This window comes from bacterium SCSIO 12643, assembly GCA_024398135.1.
Lineage (GTDB): Bacteria > Bacteroidota > Bacteroidia > Flavobacteriales_G > Salibacteraceae > CAJXZP01.
Map to the genome: position 1 here is coordinate 2,420,783 of CP073750.1, position 18,743 is coordinate 2,439,525.

The 18,743-nt window shown below is 37.3% G+C and carries 13 protein-coding genes; 5 read left to right on the forward strand and 8 right to left on the reverse strand.

Going from position 1 to position 18,743, the window contains the following annotated elements; genetic code table 11:
• The first annotated feature begins 14 nt into the window (after positions 1-14).
• On the forward strand, positions 15-1,127 hold the full coding sequence (locus KFE94_10315) for a DUF819 family protein (GenBank protein ID UTW65074.1): 1,113 nt from the start codon (positions 15-17) through the stop codon (positions 1,125-1,127).
• Between the two features lie 195 nt (positions 1,128-1,322).
• Here the strand turns inward: KFE94_10315 and KFE94_10320 are convergent, their stop codons facing one another.
• Positions 1,323-2,408, reverse strand: coding sequence for a bifunctional 3-deoxy-7-phosphoheptulonate synthase/chorismate mutase type II (locus KFE94_10320; protein ID UTW65075.1), 1,086 nt, complete (start codon positions 2,406-2,408; stop codon positions 1,323-1,325).
• A 51-nt stretch (positions 2,409-2,459) separates the two neighbouring features.
• Positions 2,460-3,485 (reverse strand): zinc-binding dehydrogenase, encoded by a 1,026-nt coding sequence (locus KFE94_10325; GenBank protein UTW65076.1) that lies wholly within the window; start codon positions 3,483-3,485, stop codon positions 2,460-2,462.
• Between the two features lie 194 nt (positions 3,486-3,679).
• Between KFE94_10325 and KFE94_10330 the strand changes: the two genes are divergently transcribed.
• The 4 genes from KFE94_10330 to secA all read left to right on the forward strand — a co-directional run bounded on the left by KFE94_10330 (position 3,680) and on the right by secA (position 9,023).
• The gene (locus KFE94_10330) at positions 3,680-4,507 is read left to right on the forward strand and encodes a glycerophosphodiester phosphodiesterase (GenBank protein UTW65077.1); all 828 of its coding nucleotides are present in this window, start codon (positions 3,680-3,682) and stop codon (positions 4,505-4,507) included.
• 8 nt (positions 4,508-4,515) lie between these two features.
• Positions 4,516-5,067 carry a cob(I)yrinic acid a,c-diamide adenosyltransferase gene (locus tag KFE94_10335; GenBank protein UTW65078.1) on the forward strand — a complete coding sequence of 184 codons (552 nt, stop codon included), beginning with the start codon at positions 4,516-4,518 and terminating at the stop codon, positions 5,065-5,067.
• 107 nt (positions 5,068-5,174) lie between these two features.
• Entirely contained in the window at positions 5,175-5,396 is a 222-nt protein-coding gene (locus tag KFE94_10340) for a DUF2795 domain-containing protein (GenBank protein ID UTW65079.1), read from the forward strand.
• A gap of 228 nt (positions 5,397-5,624) precedes the next feature.
• Positions 5,625-9,023, forward strand: coding sequence for a preprotein translocase subunit SecA (gene secA / locus KFE94_10345; protein UTW65080.1), 3,399 nt, complete (start codon positions 5,625-5,627; stop codon positions 9,021-9,023).
• A gap of 354 nt (positions 9,024-9,377) precedes the next feature.
• On the opposite strand, the gene KFE94_10350 is transcribed toward secA, so the two are convergent.
• The 6 genes from KFE94_10350 to KFE94_10375 all read right to left on the reverse strand — a co-directional run bounded on the left by KFE94_10350 (position 9,378) and on the right by KFE94_10375 (position 18,723).
• Positions 9,378-12,998, reverse strand: a complete 3,621-nt coding sequence (locus KFE94_10350; GenBank protein ID UTW65081.1) for a T9SS type A sorting domain-containing protein — start codon at positions 12,996-12,998, stop codon at positions 9,378-9,380.
• Between the two features lie 123 nt (positions 12,999-13,121).
• A complete protein-coding gene (locus KFE94_10355; GenBank protein ID UTW68256.1) occupies positions 13,122-14,585 on the reverse strand; it encodes an alanine:cation symporter family protein in 1,464 nt (487 codons plus the stop codon).
• 188 nt (positions 14,586-14,773) lie between these two features.
• Complete coding sequence (locus KFE94_10360) at positions 14,774-15,565, reverse strand: hypothetical protein (GenBank protein ID UTW65082.1); 792 nt, start codon at positions 15,563-15,565, stop codon at positions 14,774-14,776.
• Positions 15,566-15,760: 195 nt separating this feature from the next.
• On the reverse strand, positions 15,761-16,237 hold the full coding sequence (locus KFE94_10365) for a GNAT family N-acetyltransferase (protein UTW65083.1): 477 nt from the start codon (positions 16,235-16,237) through the stop codon (positions 15,761-15,763).
• 6 nt (positions 16,238-16,243) lie between these two features.
• Complete coding sequence (locus KFE94_10370; GenBank protein UTW65084.1) at positions 16,244-17,896, reverse strand: glycosyltransferase family 39 protein; 1,653 nt, start codon at positions 17,894-17,896, stop codon at positions 16,244-16,246.
• An 8-nt stretch (positions 17,897-17,904) separates the two neighbouring features.
• Entirely contained in the window at positions 17,905-18,723 is an 819-nt protein-coding gene (locus KFE94_10375) for a 2OG-Fe(II) oxygenase (GenBank protein ID UTW65085.1), read from the reverse strand.
• Between the last annotated feature and the right edge of the window lie 20 nt (positions 18,724-18,743).

Here is an 18,743-nt window from a genome sequence, read left to right on the forward strand (position 1 = left end):
TGTAAAATTACCGCATGATTATATTACAGATAGCTTTAATTCTAGTATTACCAGTACTATTATTCCGTTTGGAAAGACAAATGAGGTGGTTGAAGTCAATTGTGATGGCTTATGTGTTGGGTGTCATCATTGGGAATGTTGATCCTGATTTTTTCGATCATGGTATGCTGAAAGAACTTACAGGGATAAGTATAATTTTAGCAATACCATTGATGTTGTTTTCCAGTAATATTAAGATGTGGATTCAACAGCCTCGAAAATTATTGTTAGCCTACGTGCTTGCGGTAGTTGCGACAAGTACTTCTGTTGCTATTGGGTGGTTTATTTTTCAAGATGGTTTGGAAAACTTACCATTAATTTCCGGAATGATTGAAGGGGTATATACCGGAGGGACAGTGAATCTAAATGCGGTAGGGTATGCTTTTGAGGCACCTGAAGAAATGATGGTATTGTTAAATGGATATGATATGGCATTTAGTGGGGTATACCTGTTATTTATATTTACTTTTTTGCCTGCGGTATTGAAATTCATATTGAAAAGTGATTCAGATATTAAAAATGAAGTGAGGCAAGAAGACGAGGTGGATTTCTTCCAATTGGCATTCAAAGAACAATTGTTGAGTATAGGAAAAGGAGTAGGCCTGTCAGCGTTGATATTAGGAGGTGTTGTAGGAATAGCGATTCTATTGACCGGGAAAATGCATGAGTTGATCATTATTTTTGGAGTAACGGGATTGGCTTTAATTGGTTCTAACTTTAAAAATATTCAGGGGATTAATGGGAATATGGTTATGGCCGATTATTTTATGATCATTTTTGGTTTTACGCTTGGTGCACAAGCCAATGTGGCAGAGTTGTTATCCGGACATTTGGATATCTTCAAATACTTTGCGGTGATATACAGTACGATGTTGACCATTCATTTAATTCTTGCTAAAATTTTTAAAATTGATGTGAATGCATTTTTGATCAGTTCCACTGCGGCCATATTTGGTCCTCCTTTTATTGGGCCAGTCGCGGAATCACTAAATAGACGAAATTTAATTGCGCCAGGAATTATTATAGCTTTAATGGGCAATGCAATTGGAACTTATTTGGGAATACTGGTAGTTCAGATATTGAGTTAAAGTCTTGAAAATAAAAAAGGGAGTCATCGCCTAAGCTAAATGACTCCCCCCACTAACCACCTACTGATGCAAATGTAAATAAATTTTTAGTTAAACAAAGAGAATTCATAGTTAAAAACTTTAATGAAAATTTTGCGTACAGCACCATGTTCCAAACGAAGTTTGGAGTTAGTAAAAGGGAAGTAATAAGAAATATTACTTTTTCTGATTTAGAATCTCAGTTTGAACGCGAATTGATTCGTCATGAACCAATTGAAGAAATTTATCTGTAAATGATTCAGATAAACCGTTTGAGATCGCAAAAGGTTGGCGTGTATCTAAAATTTCTTTCCAACGATCAATCTGGAAAATGGTAACCTCATTAGATTTTTTATAATGACCAATTTCGCCTGTCACGGACATTCGTTTCCCCAAAGCCTCAAGAATCTCATTATCGATCTGGTCAATTTGACTTCTGAGTTCTTCTAGTTTAATGTTGTATGATTTTGAATCAGAAGATGAAGACCTGTATTGAAGTTCATCCAACATGAGACTGAGAGCACTTGGAGTTAATTGTTGTTTAGCATCACTAAGTGCATGATCAGGGTCAATATGAGATTCGATCATCAGACCATCCATATCCAAATCCATTGCTTTTTGAGCGACTTGTTGTAAGTGGTTTCGGCTTCCGGAAATATGACTCGGATCGTTAATCAAAGGCATGTCTGGAAAAAGCATCTTCAACTTTAGAGGAATATCCCAAAGAGGGGCATTTCTATACTGTTGATGGAATGTCGAAAACCCGCGGTGAATAGCAGATAACTTTGTGATTCCTGCTCTGTTAATTCTTTCCAGGGCGCCCACCCATAAATTAATATCCGGATTGATTGGATTTTTTACCATTATAGGAATATCCACACCTCTTAACGAATCTGCAATAGCCTGAACAGAGAATGGGTTTGTAGTTGTTCTCGCGCCAATCCATAAAATGTCAATACCAGCTTTTAATGCTGATTCAACATGTTCTGCCGTGGCCACCTCGGTACTGGTAGGAAGCTCAGTTTCTTTGCCTGCATCAGCTAACCAGCGTAAGGCTTCTTCACCAATTCCTTCAAATGCATTTGGACGTGTTCTGGGTTTCCAAACACCAGCACGTAAAACATTTGTCTTGCCTGAATTTGCAAGTTCTTTTGCCGTTGACATCAATTGTTCCGGGCTTTCTGCACTACATGGTCCACTAATTATAATTGGTTTATTATTCGGTAAACCATTCGAACGATCTATATCTAGTTTTGATGTCATGATGTAAAAGTATGAGGAATCTATCCGATTTAAATGATAATTGTAATAGAATTATGACCAACTGACGGCTAGTTTACCAATCGTTGATCTTTTTTCCAGTAGCTCATGCGCATGTGGTAAGTCTGATATTTTACCATGGAAAGCCATGTGCGGTTTGTAAATTCCATCCAGATACCCTTGTACCGCATCTTCCAAAAGTTCTGTAAGAATAGAAGGCTTTTCACTTGCTACATGAAGCATGTTGACGCCTATGATTCCATTACTATGAATCAAGAAGTGTAAAGGGCTTAGAAAACCAAATTGAAGCATGAGCTGCAATTTGTCATACCAGGTTCCTTTTTTATTGCTGAAGGATGAAATACCATACATAATCATTCGACCACCAATAGCTAATAAATCCCTATTGAGTTTATGATTTTTACCTCCAATAGGGTCGAATATAACATCCACACTTTTTTCTCCGAAAGTAGATTTAATGGATTCATTAAATGAATATTCAGTATAATTAATGATATGAGAAAGTCCCATATTTTGAAGGTGTTCCTTTTTCTCATCATTACCTACTGTGGCAATAATCTCGCAACCTTTATGTTGAGCAAGTTGAATTAAAGCGTGCCCAACTCCACCCGCTGCTGCATGAATAAGTACCCGTTCAGATTTCTGAATATTAGCCATTCTTTTGGCTGCATATATGGCGGTGCAGTATTGCGTTGCAAGAGCTGTAGCTGCATCATTCGGAATTTCTGAAGGGAGTAGAACTACCGCTTCGATTGGTGCGACACAATACTCTGCATAAGCTCCGAATCTTGTAAAGGCTAACACGCGATCTCCTACTTTGAATTGGGTGACATTGTTGCCTACTTTTGAGATATGCCCTACGGCTTCGTATCCTAGAATACTTGGTAAGGGAGGAGCAGCCGCATAAAGTCCTTTTCTGGCCATAACATCTGCATAATTAAGTCCAAACGTTTCGACTTTGATTAATACCTCGTTTTCTTTGAATTGCGGTGTTTCAGTTTCGCGAACTTGAAAAACGCTTGGTGCAGCGCCATTTTGGACTAGAAAAGCAGCCTTCATATTAAACCATTTTGAACAAAACTATATTATTAACAAGTATTAAGGTTTACGAAGGTTTCAGTAAGTTGTTATTCAAGAATAATTATTATTCTTGTTGATAGATTGCCTAGCCGAATTTAGGTGTTAAATAGATTTTGATTAAAAAATACTTTGGAGCTTGTACTTAACTCCAAATCAAAGAATATAAGTAAGATATGGAATTTGATGCACAGGGACACAGAGGGTTTACCGGGAGATATCCAGAAAATACATTGCCAGGTTTTATGGCAGCTATTGATACTGGGGTAAAAACTTTGGAAATGGATGTGGTCATGTCGAAAGACGGAAACGTAGTGGTTTCACATGATCTCGTGATGTTAAAAAGCCTATGCTTAGCTCCAACTGGAAAGCCTTTAAAGGATGATTCTAAGAAATTATTCAATCTGAGGTATGCCAATATCATGGAATATGACTGTGGTTCATTAGGAAATGAGAGGTTCCCGGAGCAAAAGAAAATGAAAACCTATAAGCCGTTATTGTCTGAGGTGATCAATGAATCGGATGAGTATACGGCAAAGAATAACCTGCCGGAAATGAGATTTAACATTGAGATTAAATCTTCTTCTGCTGGTGATGGGGTTTTACACCCAAAACCCTCTGTTTATGCCGAGGCGGTTTATGATATTATTAAGTTGTATGATGCCGTAGATAGATGTACGATTCAATCTTTTGATTTGAGAATTTTGCAATATTTAGAGCGTACTGAATGTGAAGTGCCATTGGCATTATTAGTAGATAATAAATTAGGCGTTGAAAAGAATGTAGATTTATTGGGTTTTGAACCAGATGTATATGGTTGCGATTATAAACTGCTGACTGAGGAAGAAATTGAAGTAGCGAATAACATTGGTATGGATGTGATTCCGTGGACGGTTAATGAACGTGCTGATATGGAGAGATTAATTGATTGGGGAGTAGATGGGTTGATCTCTGATTATCCGGATTTATTGATGCAGGTGGTTAGAGAAAAAGGTTTGGAATAGTTTATACGATGAAAGTTTATACCAAAACCGGAGATAAAGGAAAGACCTCGCTTTTTGGAGGGAAAAGAGTCCTGAAAAGTGATATTCGAATTGAGTCTTATGGGACCATTGATGAGTTGAATTCCTGGATGGGAATGTTGAGAGATTTATCGCTGTTTGAAGAAGAGAAAAAAGTAATTATCCATATTCAGGATATTCTTTTTACCATAGGTTCGTATCTGGCAACTGACCCTGAACGTAAGGAAAAAATGGTTCTGCCTAAACTTGAGGAATCGTTTATAACAGAGTTGGAAGAAGAAATGGATAAAATGGATCAGAATCTGCCTGAAATGAAGTCTTTTATACTTCCAGGAGGACATCCAGCAGTATCTCATTGTCATATTGCCAGAACGGTTTGTAGAAGAGGGGAAAGAAGCATTGTAGCGCTTATGTCGGATGATCCTGATATTGATTTTGCAAAGCGATATGTAAATCGGTTAAGCGACTATTTGTTCGTTTTGGGAAGGAAGTGGACCATAGATTTTAAGGCAGAAGAAATCCCTTGGTTACCAAAAAAATAAAAGGAGTTCGAACTCCTTGTGAAGTGTTAAAAAAATATATTGTATATGTACGATAAAAATATATTTTTGCCGTTCCTAAAAAGTACGGGAAATAAAAAAGATAAACGATGTATTGGACACTAGAATTAGCTTCGAATTTGGAAGATGCCCCATGGCCGGCAACCAAGGATGAGCTTATTGATTATGCGTTGCGTACTGGAGCTCCCCTAGAGGTTGTAGAGAACTTACAAGAGATTGAGGATGAGGGAGAGATTTACGAGACTATTGAAGATATTTGGCCAGATTATCCTACCAAGGAAGATTTCTTCTTTAATGAAGATGAATATTAAATAAATTGCGCCTCTCGTTGAGAGGCTTTTTTTTGCCTTAAAAGTTTGATTTTAACCTTGTTGTTAGCAAGTTGTAGACTTGTTAAATCAATTTAAAAAATGCTAATAGAATTGGTAAAATCCACTATTTTTGAGCGCCTTATTCTGGCCTGCTATATCAAGTCAGAAAATTTAAAATTTTAAAGAGACTAGGCATTTTATAAAATGCTATAAATAATATTATTACGGATGTTTGGATCATTAGTAAACACGATAAAGAAAATAATTGGGAATAAGTCTGAGAAAGATATTAAAGCCATTAAACATCTTGTTGACCAGATCAATAAAGAATATGGAAGTCTAAAAAGTATTTCCAATGATGATTTACGCCAAAAGACAGTTGAATTTCAAAATAAAATTCAAGAGCGGATAGCATCTCAAAAGAAACAAATTGAAGATTTAAAGCAACAAGCAGAAGGCTCTGATATTGATGTTTTAGCTAAAGAGAAGTTATACAACCAGATCGATAGCATTGAAAAGGAGATCACAACAGAGGTAGAGAAAGTTTTAAACGAAATTTTACCGCAAGCTTTTGCGGTGTTCAAAGAAACAGCTAGAAGATTTACAGAGAATACACATGTGGAGGTAACGGCTACAGAAAATGACCGATTAGTTGCGTCTCAAAAAGATTCTGTAGAAATTCAAGGTGAAAAATCTGTTTGGTCCAATACCTGGATTGCTGCGGGTAATGAAGTGACCTGGGATATGATTCACTACGATGTACAGTTGATTGGTGGTATCGTATTGCATCAAGGTAAAATTGCAGAGATGATGACAGGTGAGGGTAAAACTTTAGTGGGTACCTTGCCAATGTACTTGAATGCACTTCCTGGTAGAGGTGTTCACGTAGTAACCGTAAATGATTATCTGGCGAAACGTGACAGTGAGTGGATGGCGCCATTATTTGAATTCCACGGGTTATCTGTATCATGTATTGATAAAACCAAGCCAAATTCTCCTGAGCGTAAAAAAGCATATGGTTCGGATATTACGTATGGAACCAATAATGAATTTGGTTTCGATTACTTGCGAGACAATATGGCGAGTACTCCGGGAGAACTTGTGCAATTGCCACATAATTATGCGATTGTGGATGAGGTGGATTCAGTTTTGATTGATGAGGCAAGAACGCCATTAATTATATCTGGTCCTACACCTAAAGGAGATGTACATCACTTTGATGAGTTGAAACCAAAGATTGAACAATTGGTTGTTGCTCAAAAGAAATTGGTGAATACTTTGTTTACCGAAGCAAAAAAGAAGTTAGCGGTAAATGAAACCACCCATCCGGATAAGAAAGAGAGACTAAAATTATTAGATGAAGGTAAACTCGCGTTGTTTAGATGTTACAGAGGTTTACCAAAAAGTAAGTCTTTAATTAAATTCTTAAGTGAGCCTGGAGTTAAATTAATGATGCAGGAAACTGAGAATTTCTATCTTCAGGAACAAGGTAAACATATGCATATTGTAGATGACGAATTGTATTTCGTGATCGAAGAGAAAAACAATAGTGTAGACCTAACTGAAAAAGGATTAGAGCTGATCTCAAAATCGGTAGAAAACAAAGAATTTTTCTTAATGCCTGATCTATCTAGTTTATTATCAGAAATTGATAATTCGGATCAGGATGAGAGTGAGAAACTTAAAGCAAAAGAGGTCGTTTTAGACGATTATACGGTTAAGACGGAAAGACTTCATACTGTAGATAAGTTGCTGAAAGCATATTGTATGTTTGAAAAGGATGTGGAATATGTGGTGATGGATAATCAGGTGAAAATTGTTGATGAGCAGACAGGTCGTATTATGGATGGCCGTAGGTACTCTGATGGGTTGCACCAGGCGATTGAGGCGAAAGAGAGTGTGAAGATTGAAGCTTCTACACAGACTTATGCAACTGTAACGTTACAGAACTATTTCAGAATGTATAATAAGCTTTCCGGAATGACGGGTACTGCGGAAACAGAAGCAGGGGAGTTCTGGGAAATTTATAAGTTGGACGTTGTTGTGATTCCAACAAATAGACCATTGTTACGCGATGACCGTGAAGATTTGGTTTATAAAACGGCTAGAGAAAAGTACAATGCAGTAATTGACGAGGTCGTAAAACTTCGTGATTCAGGTAGACCGGTATTGGTAGGTACTACATCAGTGGAGGTTTCTGAATTATTAGGAAGAATGTTGACGATGAGAAAAGTTCAACATCAGGTACTGAATGCGAAGTTGCACCAGAAAGAGGCAGAAGTTGTGCAACATGCAGGTGAGCCTGGAACGGTTACGATTGCAACGAATATGGCAGGTCGTGGTACTGATATTAAGTTAACAGATGAGACCAAAGCTGCAGGTGGTTTGGCTATTATCGGTACAGAAAGACATGAGTCCAGACGTATTGATAGACAGTTGCGAGGTAGAGCTGGTCGTCAGGGAGACCCGGGATCGTCTCAGTTCTTCGTATCTCTTGAAGATAATCTAATGCGTCTATTTGGTTCTGAGCGTATTGCAAAAATGATGGATAGAATGGGACACGAAGAAGGTGAGTCTATTCAGCATTCCATGATCTCAAAATCAATTGAGCGTGCGCAGAAAAAAGTAGAGGAAAATAACTTCGGAATTCGTAAGAACTTATTGGAGTACGATGATGTAATGAACAAACAGCGTGAGGTAATTTACAAGCGTAGAAGAAATGCATTACATGGTACCCGATTAAAAATTGATGTGGCGAATTCAATCTTCGATAATATCGAAAATATGGTTGAAGATTATTCTGCAACTAAAGATTACAATGGGTTTAAGTTGGATACATTAGCTTCTTTACACGTAGATGCACCAGTTACGGAGCAAGAATTCTACGATATGAAGAAGAATGATCTTGTAGAGAAAGTATATGAAGCGACTTTAAATAGCTATTTCACGCGTCAAAAAGAAATGGCACAAGCTGCATTCCCAGTAATCAAAAATGTATACGAAGATCCAAATGCACATTACGAAAACATTGTGGTTCCATTTACTGATGGAAAGAAATCAATGCAGGTGATTGCTAATTTGGAGAAATCGTACAATACTGAAGGAATGGAGTTGATTGATTCGTTAGAAAAAGGTGTTTCTTTAGCGATGATTGATCAATATTGGAAAGAGCATTTAAGAGCTATGGATGACTTACGTCAATCAGTTAGAAATGCGGTTTATGAGCAAAAAGACCCGTTATTGATCTACAAGTTTGAATCATTCAAGTTATTCAAAGAAATGGTAGGTCAAATTGGGCGTGAAGGTGTATCATTCCTGGTAAAAGCAAATTTACCACAACAGGAAAATACCCAGGTTCAGGCAGCGCCAGCTCCTAGAATTAAGGTGAAAAACTTACAAGAGCGTAAAGATGAATTGCCATCAGCTGCAACAGGAGGTCAGCAATATCACGATCCATCTGAAAATAAAGCTCAGGAAAAGAAAACACCGATTGTGAATGAAGGAGTATCTTATAGTAGAAATGATAAAGTGACTGTTCGAAATGTAAGAACAGGAGAAACTAAATCAATGAAGTACAAACAGGCGGAACCAAAACTAAAAACGGGTGAATGGATTTTAGAAGCCTAGTTTGATTTTTATATCATAAGTTTATAGAAAAAGCCGTTTTCAATTCAATTGGGAATGGCTTTTTTGTTTAGATCCAATGACCTTCTGTATTAATAATTTAAAGAATGGAATAAAGTAATAACACTTTATGAGGAGGCAATTCAAAATTATGAAGCGTGTAGATAGGCATATTACTATATGGGATTAGCTCAAATAGAACTTCAAGAAAATGATAAGGCCTGCTATAATCTCAATAAAACAGATAGTTTAATCCAGAAGGGTCACAAAAGTTCAGATACTTATGTAGAATACTTTTACGAAATATATCCGCAGCAAATACAAATTGCGTAGCAAAAGAATTGTGACACTATCAAATTACAATAAGATGATTTTTTTGAGAAGTCTTTTATCTGCAATTTGAATCATAATATAATAGGTGCCTTTTTGTACATCTGTCAGATGGATGGTATTCAGCTTACCGGAGAATGAATCATCTTGTTTATAGATTGACTGACCATTAAGATCATAAATCTGTAGCGATTCAATTTGGCGATATACTTTGGTGAGATCAATTTGAAAGATTCCAGTACTTGGATTTGGATAAACACGTATAGATTGAGCTGTAATTTCTGAAATACCGATAACACTATTTACAATTAAAGGAAAGGAGCATGAATTCGTATTTCCACATTCATCCATAGCAGTTAAAGTTACGGATGAAGTTCCAATAGGGATGATTGTTCCGGCAGAAGGATTTTGAGTAATAATAATATCATTAATATTTGAACAATTATCCGAAACATTTGCAGAGTCAATATAATTTGGAACTGAAACTGAGCTTCCATTTGTAGCTAGAATGGTTTGTGGAGAAGGACAAGTAATTGTTGGAGCTATCGAATCTTTAATGGTAATATGCTGAACCAATGTATCCATAGTTCCACATGAGTCAAAGGCAGTCCATGTTCTGGTAATGGAGTAGTTATGATTACAAACCCCATTTGTTAAACTATCTACATATGAAATCTGAACACCACTACTATCGCAAGTTGTAATAGCTGCAGGAGTCCCTGTAATTGTAGGAAGTGGAGAAATATCACAGGTGATTTGTGTATCCTGAACCGTTGTGTTCCATGTGATAACAGGGGCGTCTTTTATGATCAAAGAATAATCCTCAACTTCCCCCCAAAGAGAGGTGCCACATGGAACTATTGGACCAAAGGTTTGATATCTGCTCATCCTAACTCGCATTCTGACTGTATCATTATTGAGGTTTGCGGGTACATTTAGATTAAAAGATATTGGAGCGGTAGTGCCGGGAGTATAAGTGATTTGATAAACTTGTTCTCCCGCATCCGTAAAGCTTTTATTGTTGTTCCAGTCTATCCATACAGCAAGTTGATTTCCATTAGTACCTGCTGCTCCGGAATTATTAAGTGTGGAGATTGAAATGGGTAAAATTTCTCCTTTATAAGCCGTAGTATATTGATTTGAAAAATCAGAATAATTGTCACAATTGGTGCTATTATTAATAGCTCCAATGGTAACATTACTGATGAATTCATCACAAGGAGAATTTGCTGAAGAGCTTAGGCAATATGTAGGTGTGTTAATAGAAGGAGAAAAAGCATTTGAAGAAAATAATCCGCGTCCATGTGTAGCGGCTATGACTTCATTGTCGGATGATCTCAGTTTAAACATATCTACTCTTACATTGGCCATTCCATTGATGGAAGGTGTCCATGTAGGTGAAGTTGAATTAAAGTCTGTGGTGCTCCAAACACCAACCTCGGTTCCAACAATCACCTCATTATAATTTAATGGGTTAAACAAAGCCCATCGAATGGGCATGTCAGGAAGGTTCCCTTCTTTCGAAGTCCAGGAAATACCTCCATTGTTGGTATACCAAAGAGAGTTAATTCCATAGTTTGTAAAAGTCGCTAGAATTTCATTTTCATTTTGACCTAGTTCAATGCAAGATATTGAACCTACCGGGAATGATGACCCGGTGATTTCTGTTGAAGTCGGAGTTGTATGGGCATTGGTGATTTTGAAAATTCTACCGGCATCTGTTCCGATAAATAAATTAGTCGCATATGTGGTATGTGGAGACACTTTAACACTTGCAGCCGTAGCCTGAATATCCGGAATATTAACCGAGCCGATGACCGGACTTGTACTTTCAAAGTTGGTCACTCGATACAATGATGTATGGGTTTTGTAGGTATAAAGAATGTTGAGATGATCATCATAGTCACTAGGATTAATGAATTTACCTGTGGTATAATCCATATTAATGGAATCGAATGTGACCCCGCCATCAAATGAATGGAAAAAGTAATTGAAAACATAACTGGAAGATTGATAATCCGGATTAGTTTGGTCGATATGGCAATAACAGCCATCACCACCGGATACCGTATGTGTAGAATTAACTCCAGGAATAGTAAATTGTTGGGTGCCGTTATCTTGCGTTCCTCCAAGAAAGTAATTTGATCCTGCATTGGGATGAATATCGCAAGAATAGAATTGAGTTACATTGTAACCGTAATTTCTAGAACCAATAGTAGGCATGTTTTGTGTCGCATTTGAGGAATAAAATACCCCACCATCATTTCCGAAAAGGACATATGATGAAGAATCGGGTTTGTATACAATGGCATGTTGATCCGCATGCACATATTGAAAACCGTATTTAGATTCCCAATGTGAAATTTGATTCCATGTGATGCCTTCATTTTGAGTTTTAAAGAGATCAATTCCACCAATGATTACAGCGTCCTTATCATTAGGATCAACAGCAATTGTTAAGTCAAACCAGGCTTGCCATCGTGTAAAATCATCTGCCGGAATATCTATGTCTGCATCATTGGGTTTTGAACGTGTAACCCAGGTATTGCCATAATCTGTAGTTTGTTTAATAGCGCCAAGTTTTAGGTTGGTTTCAAAAGCAGCATAAACATAATTGGAATCTGATTGAGCGCAGGATAAGACAACTCTTTTTGGTGATGAATGTTGATGTTTAAGTGTGAAGTTAATTCCGTCCGAAGAGGAATATACTCGGCCTCCACCACCTCCGGCTGAGTTTTGTCCGGTGCCAATCCATAAATCATTGTTGGCCGCTAAATCCATATCAGAAACCTTAATAGGGGACCCGCTTGCATTGGGAAGTACCTGTGTCCATGTGAGACCACCGTCAGTTGATCTTTGTAGACCTTCAGTATTGGTGCCAAACCAGGTCCCAAGTACGTGATTTGCAGAAATAGCAGCATAGATTACAGACGCACCATTTTCATTCCTTACAATCATATCGTTTGCAGCATAAAAGGATGTTGTGGAACTTAATCTGGTAAAAGAGTTACCCGCGTCAGTTGATTTCCAGATTCCGGCACCATTATTTGTAGCCAGATAATACTCTCCTGTGGCAACATACATAATACTGGTATTATTAGGGTCAAAAGCAATTGCTCCAATGGCCAGATTTTCCCAAAAGTCATTTACGGAAACCCAGGATGATGTGGAATCTGTAATATTAGGATTGTACCAAAGCCCTCCAGAGACACCTCCAGCCCAAACTTTATTATTGACATTTGGATCCCATGCGACAGCCCGTGTTCTACCTCCAATGTTGTTCGGACCTCTGGAGGTCCAGGGAGATGTATTTGAACCAGGTGCTCTGTGCGATTGAGCAGAAGATTTAAGTGAATGAATCATTTCACGAATAGGAATTAACTTTTCTGCTTCTGGTCTTCCGGTTTGCGGATTCATGGTAGCCAAAAAGTCCTGGCGATAGGCAAGGTCAGGTCGATCATGTTTGGGTGTTTTTGAAACTTTTAAATAGTCAACTGGTGCACTGTATGGGTGGTCTTTTAAAAAAGCCTCATAAGCGATTCGTTTGGATGCATTGGTCTCAGTTTTATTTGTCCAATAAATTGTTATACTAAGTCCTAAGATGGTTGAGGTAAGTAAGGTTGTTAAGACCAATTTCCTGGAATTCATGAGGTTTGGTTTTGCGAATTGGTGTGTTATTATGTTCGGTATATTAATCAATCATATGACGCCAAATCGTAATTTGAAGTTGCCGGATTAGGGTTGAAAAACTCAAAATAAATAGAATGAAAATTAGACTGATTTTTCTTTAAATCTTGAAGAAATTCGTTTCCAGATATCTACATCTTCAATATCCAAATCACTATTATTTGGATCATACAAAGGTTCTTCAATACCTTGTTTTTTCTGCTTCTCGTAATCTTTCAATAATGCCAATGCTGGTTTTCTAAGCATGAATATCGCAATGAAGTTTAACCAAGCCATAATACCCACACCAATATCACCCATGGTCCATGCTAAATCAGCGGTATTACTTGCGCCATAAAGTGTTGCTCCTAAGATTAAAATTCTTAATGCCCATACCATCCATTTTTTCTTATTGTCACGATCCAAATAACTCACATTTGTTTCTGCGATATAGTAGTAAGCCATGATGGTAGTGAAAGCAAAAAATGATAAAGCTATTGCTACGAAAACTTTCCCAAATCCAGGGAACTGCGATTCAATGGCAAGTTGTGTGTATTCCGGACCATAATTAACTCCCGGGAGATGTTCAAAAAGAAATCCTCCAGCCGGATTCTCAACATTGTATTGGAATGTAAAAAGAATCATAAAAGCGGTGGCCGTGCAAACAAATAGCGTGTCTACATATACAGAAAAGGCCTGTACTAAACCTTGTTTGGCAGGATGACTTACTTCAGCCGCAGCTGCAGCATGAGGAGCGGTTCCCTGACCCGCTTCGTTGGAATATATTCCGCGTTTAACGCCCCACATAATAGCCATTCCTATGATACCTCCAAAAGCTTGATTAGCACCAAATGCAGAAGAAATGATTAAGCTAATGACATTAGGAATCTCTCTAAAGTTCATGCCAATAATGATTACTGCAATGAGTACATATGCAATAGCCATAAAAGGAACAACAACCTCAGAAAATTTTCCAATTCGTTTGACCCCGCCAAAAACGATCAAAGCCAAAAAAGCAACAATAAATAAGCCGGTATATAACGGGTCAATACTAAATGCAGTTTTAATTCCTGCAGCAATACTATTAGATTGTACTCCTGGAAGAAATAAGGCAGTACTTAGAATGGTAGCAATTGCAAATACGATGGCAAACCATTTGATTTTTAGGCCTTTTTCAATATAAAAGGCTGGTCCCCCACGATATTCACCCCCTTTATTTTCCTTATAAAGTTGTCCCAATGTTGCTTCTACGAAGGCAGATGCAGAACCTAAGAATGCAATGACCCACATCCAGAAAATAGCACCTGGTCCACCTAAAGCAATAGCGGTAGCCACCCCGGCAATATTACCAGTTCCCACTCGTCCCGAAATAGCAATTGCAAATGCTTGAAATGAAGATACACCACGTTCAGATGCTTTACTGCCAAATAGCAGTCGCAACATTTCTTTGAGCATACGAAGTTGAACGAATCGAGTTTTAAAAGAGTAAAAAATACCAGAAGCTAAAGCAACAAATATGAGTGCGTTACTCCAAACTATATTATTTAGTCCATTTACCAGATTTTCGATCGTTTCTTGCATAAAGTCTTCGTTAAAGATATTCCCCGAAAATAAGGTAAAAATAGAGATGAAAATATTATTTAAAGTAAAAGTGGTTAGATTCTAATGGACATAAAAAAAGCGCAAATTAATTTGCGCTTTTCTACTAACTATCCACTAACTACTCTCACCTACTTTGAAAGTATATCTTAAATATTTTATTGGTCTTCTAATAATATGTATTCTACGTACATAGTATAAACTCCGGGTTGTGCATATGCACCATCTCCATTTACCGTTACCAAATCTTCAAAATTTGATCCATCTGCATCTGCAGCCATTGGGAAAATAGCTGGAAGCCCAGGTAAAATTCTGTAATCAATTACGTAATAGTAATCTGAGTTAATTCCATTTTGATTTAAATAGCTACCTCCAGGTAAAAAATCTTGTCCCACGATACCTGAAGTGCCAGCATGTCCCCCAATGTATTTGTCATTGGTAGAAGGTGCAATGTTTGACCCTCCATTTACGTAAATGCTATTTGCTCCGGTCCTAGAAGAACTTGGTGCAAAAGGACTACTGTAATCAGCAAAGGGACCACTTGCCGCATTGGCACCAGCGTTTGGTCTGGATTGGTGTAGTTCTAAACAACTTAAAGGAATGTTTGGAACTGCATTTGGATTATTACCAGTTCCATAACTGATTTGTTGATCCCAATACTCAGCTCCGTTTGTCCCCGTTGAACGACCTACAGCATATAAATCCCAGTTAACTGTTGCGCTCACTTTTAAAATGGTTGCTCCGTATTGCGTAATACCAGCATAGTACTCATCTATATTATCAAATACAAACTCGATTTGATTTTTAGTTGAAATGTCTAATTGAAGTACCGGTCTCAAGTCCATTGTGGCAGTCACAGTTTGCTGACCAATAAGTTGTGCTTTAAGGGGAAAGGAGATTCCAGAAATAAGAATCGCCATAAAAAGCATGATGTAGTAACGTAGTTTCATAGTGGTAATCTAAAATTGAATTTTAAATTCTGGGTCAAAAATACAAACTATTTGGTCAAAAAAACAAGAAAAAGATAAAATATTGAAAATGGAGATTAATACTGATGTTTGTATATCAGTGTTTTAGGGTTTTTGTTTGTGATGAATACCCCCAAAAAGGTGACGACCGTTTAGTTAAAATGAATGACTTTTTAGCTAAGACTTTAACTTTTGAAGTTGATCATAAACCAGTCTGCCATTTAACCATTCTGCATCAAGTTGTGCGTCAAATTTATTCTTGTAAAATTCAATAGCCGGAGTATTCCACTTTAAAACTTGCCACTCCATTCTCTTGCAATGATGTTCAGCAGCTACATTTACTACCTGATCAAAAAGTACTTTTCCAATACCTTTTCCTCTAAATTTTTCATTGACGACAATATCTTCCAGGAATAAACATTTTCCTTTCCAGGTAGAATATTTAAAATAATATAAAGCGATCCCCTGGATCACACCATCGATTTCAGCAACAAAAAAATCAAAGATGGAATTTTCACCGAAACCATCCTTTTCTAATTCATCGATAGTAACTTCAACCGCATTAGGTTCTTTTTCATATACAGCCAATTCAACAATTAATTCTAAAAGTCTTGGAAGATCTGCAGGAGTCCCTTTACGTACGATTTGATTCATGATAGTTTATTTTATTGCTTTTCTATGCCAGAAAGTGAAGCCGTTTTTCTCATATAATAGTTCTACATCTGGCAACTTTTCCAAATATTGAGTTCCGGTGATTTTTGCAACAAAGAAAACGTCTTTATCAATGTCACCCGTTTTGAGCCATTCTTTACTAAGCCTATTTGGGTTTGTATGTGGAGGTATTTTCGTATAAAACAGCTGCGCGTAGCTCTTATATTCTTCTGATACCACATAGCAATCACAATCTACTTTGGTTTTATAAAATTCTATGGCTGCATTTTGAGTAATTGCTTCGATCTTAGTAATAACCAATGTCAATGTTAGAAATACAAAAACTCCTGTTCCCCCAAATAGCCAGATAATTCCTTTATAGGTTTTGTTTTGGGAGATTAATACCATACCTGCTATTGTAATAACGATTAACCATATTCCCGGGAGCGCTTCTAACCCGGTCCAGTTAATTTCAGCATCCATATTGGCTACAGCAAAAGGGTCAGCTGCGGCCAGTTCTTTTAAAATCTCAATATGCATTCCTAACCATGGAAGTGCGATTACAGCGATTCCGAAAACAAATGCGATGAACCCAATCAGAATTTTCATCCAAAGGGAGAAGTTGATAAGGCCTTTGTCCATTTGATAAATAACCAATGCAGCCAAATAAGCCATTGGATAATAAGCCAAAGAAGAATAGTGAACGATTTTAGTGCTTACGATTGAAAAAAGGATCAGGACCACCCAAAATAAAATAGTCATCCATTTCTTCATATCCGTTTGATGTGGATAACCCTCAACGGTTTTGCCCATACTTCTGATCATAAAAATACTTGCAGGGAAAACTCCAATCAGTAATACCACAAAATGATACCCTATAAAGCCTCCGTGTCCGGCATCTTGTTGGGAAAAAAGTTCCCATTGTCTAATAGTAAATTCTATTGCGAATTGAGGGCCGTGAAGGAGCGAAACCACTCCAAACCAAATGGATGCCGTTAAAATGGTAACGATGGTAAAAACACCATAATCAATGATGTTCAAATAGAATCTGAATTTTTTTGTAACCCAATATACACCTAGCGCTAATGAAATGATTAGAAACGCTACAGGGCCTTTAACTAAAACACCCAGACCGGTAAATATCCCCGCAAGAATAAGGTAAGACCATTTCGATCTGGAAAACCCGAAATTAGGATCATTTTCCTTTTTCCAGTAATACAGAATAATGTGATAAAGTCCTAAAAAGATGAATAGGTTAAACCATGGATCTATAATACCGGATCGGAAATATAGATGAGGTAGAATACTTCCGAAATAAGCTCCTGCCCATAAAAGTCCGAATTGTTTATTGTAAAGCTTTTTTCCTGCGGTGTAGAGTAGAAGTAGCGTAATTAATCCAGCAATTGTATTGGGAAAGCGAGCAGCATATTCATTCATTCCAAAAATGTTCATGGATAAAGCTTGCATCCACATAAACATAGGTGGCTTTTCCGTAAACATTTGGTAGTTGATTTGTGGTCTTAGATAATCACCAGTAATGATCATTTCTCTGGCGATTTCAGCAAAATTGATTTCGTCCCAATCAAACAAATGAACCGCCCCTAAAAAAGGCATGAAAAAAAAGATGGAAACACCGATTATGATGAGTTTATTTCTATCCATTTGATAGTTTATTTTTTATTGAAGAATTGGAGGATTCGACTTATGATAGCGTCATCCAAACCAAAAATGTTTTTTAATTGACTATATGAAGATATCAGAAAGTTATCGAACCAAAAGAACACTTTTTTTTGATGCTCATTCGGTCTGGGCTTGTAAATGGTAGATTTTTTGTCAAACACCGTTGAATGTGTGTAATAATACATGGCGATAGACTTCCTGGATTCATGATCAGGACATTTTAATGGAGTGGGAGAACCGTGGTAGGTTTCTCTACCAGTGCTGAAAATAGCTGCTCGATTAAAATCAGGTGAAATTTTCTTGACACAGCTTTCCATTTGTTGATCCCATAGTTCTAAAGCTCCTTCCCATTCAGGTTTCCAATCTTTGTTGAAATAGATCAGCACATTGACTCTGCGTTGCCAGTCGCTACGTTTTGGATGTGCTGTAAAATCGGCATGAATATTTAGAAAACCGTTTTTAAGTGTTTGATGTAACCCGCTACCTTCCAAATCAGGATCAGGAATCAAATTTTCGATCCCGGTTAATGCTTCCAACCATTTTATAAATTGGGGTTGAGACATTTCATCAATTAGTTGTTGAACCGATTTTGGAAGGAACTCTTTTTTGGTCAAACCATGTTTTTTTTCATTAAAATGAACATAATGCGTCCAAACATTATCCGTTACCAGAGGGAAATTCTCGTGAATAGTTTGGGCTGATTTTTGAGTGAGAAAATGATCTATGGCAATATGAGGATATGGGTGACAATTATGATAACTCTGTTTGAGAGACCTAAGTTGTTCATCCAGATATTGTTGATTGATCATCATATGATTACTGAAGCCGC

Excerpts from the sequence above, each read along its gene's own strand:
- KFE94_10315 (UTW65074.1), top strand. The coding sequence starts at position 15 with ATGATTATATTACAGATAGCTTTAATTCTAGTATTACCAGTACTATTA.
- KFE94_10320 (UTW65075.1), bottom strand. The coding sequence starts at position 2,408 with ATGACATCAAAACTAGATATAGATCGTTCGAATGGTTTACCGAATAAT.
- KFE94_10325 (UTW65076.1), bottom strand. The coding sequence starts at position 3,485 with ATGAAGGCTGCTTTTCTAGTCCAAAATGGCGCTGCACCAAGCGTTTTT.
- KFE94_10330 (UTW65077.1), top strand. The coding sequence starts at position 3,680 with ATGGAATTTGATGCACAGGGACACAGAGGGTTTACCGGGAGATATCCA.
- KFE94_10335 (UTW65078.1), top strand. The coding sequence starts at position 4,516 with ATGAAAGTTTATACCAAAACCGGAGATAAAGGAAAGACCTCGCTTTTT.
- KFE94_10340 (UTW65079.1), top strand. The coding sequence starts at position 5,175 with ATGTATTGGACACTAGAATTAGCTTCGAATTTGGAAGATGCCCCATGG.
- secA (UTW65080.1), top strand. The coding sequence starts at position 5,625 with ATGTTTGGATCATTAGTAAACACGATAAAGAAAATAATTGGGAATAAG.
- KFE94_10350 (UTW65081.1), bottom strand. The coding sequence starts at position 12,998 with ATGAATTCCAGGAAATTGGTCTTAACAACCTTACTTACCTCAACCATC.
- KFE94_10360 (UTW65082.1), bottom strand. The coding sequence starts at position 15,565 with ATGAAACTACGTTACTACATCATGCTTTTTATGGCGATTCTTATTTCT.
- KFE94_10365 (UTW65083.1), bottom strand. The coding sequence starts at position 16,237 with ATGAATCAAATCGTACGTAAAGGGACTCCTGCAGATCTTCCAAGACTT.
- KFE94_10370 (UTW65084.1), bottom strand. The coding sequence starts at position 17,896 with ATGGATAGAAATAAACTCATCATAATCGGTGTTTCCATCTTTTTTTTC.
- KFE94_10375 (UTW65085.1), bottom strand. The coding sequence starts at position 18,723 with ATGATCAATCAACAATATCTGGATGAACAACTTAGGTCTCTCAAACAG.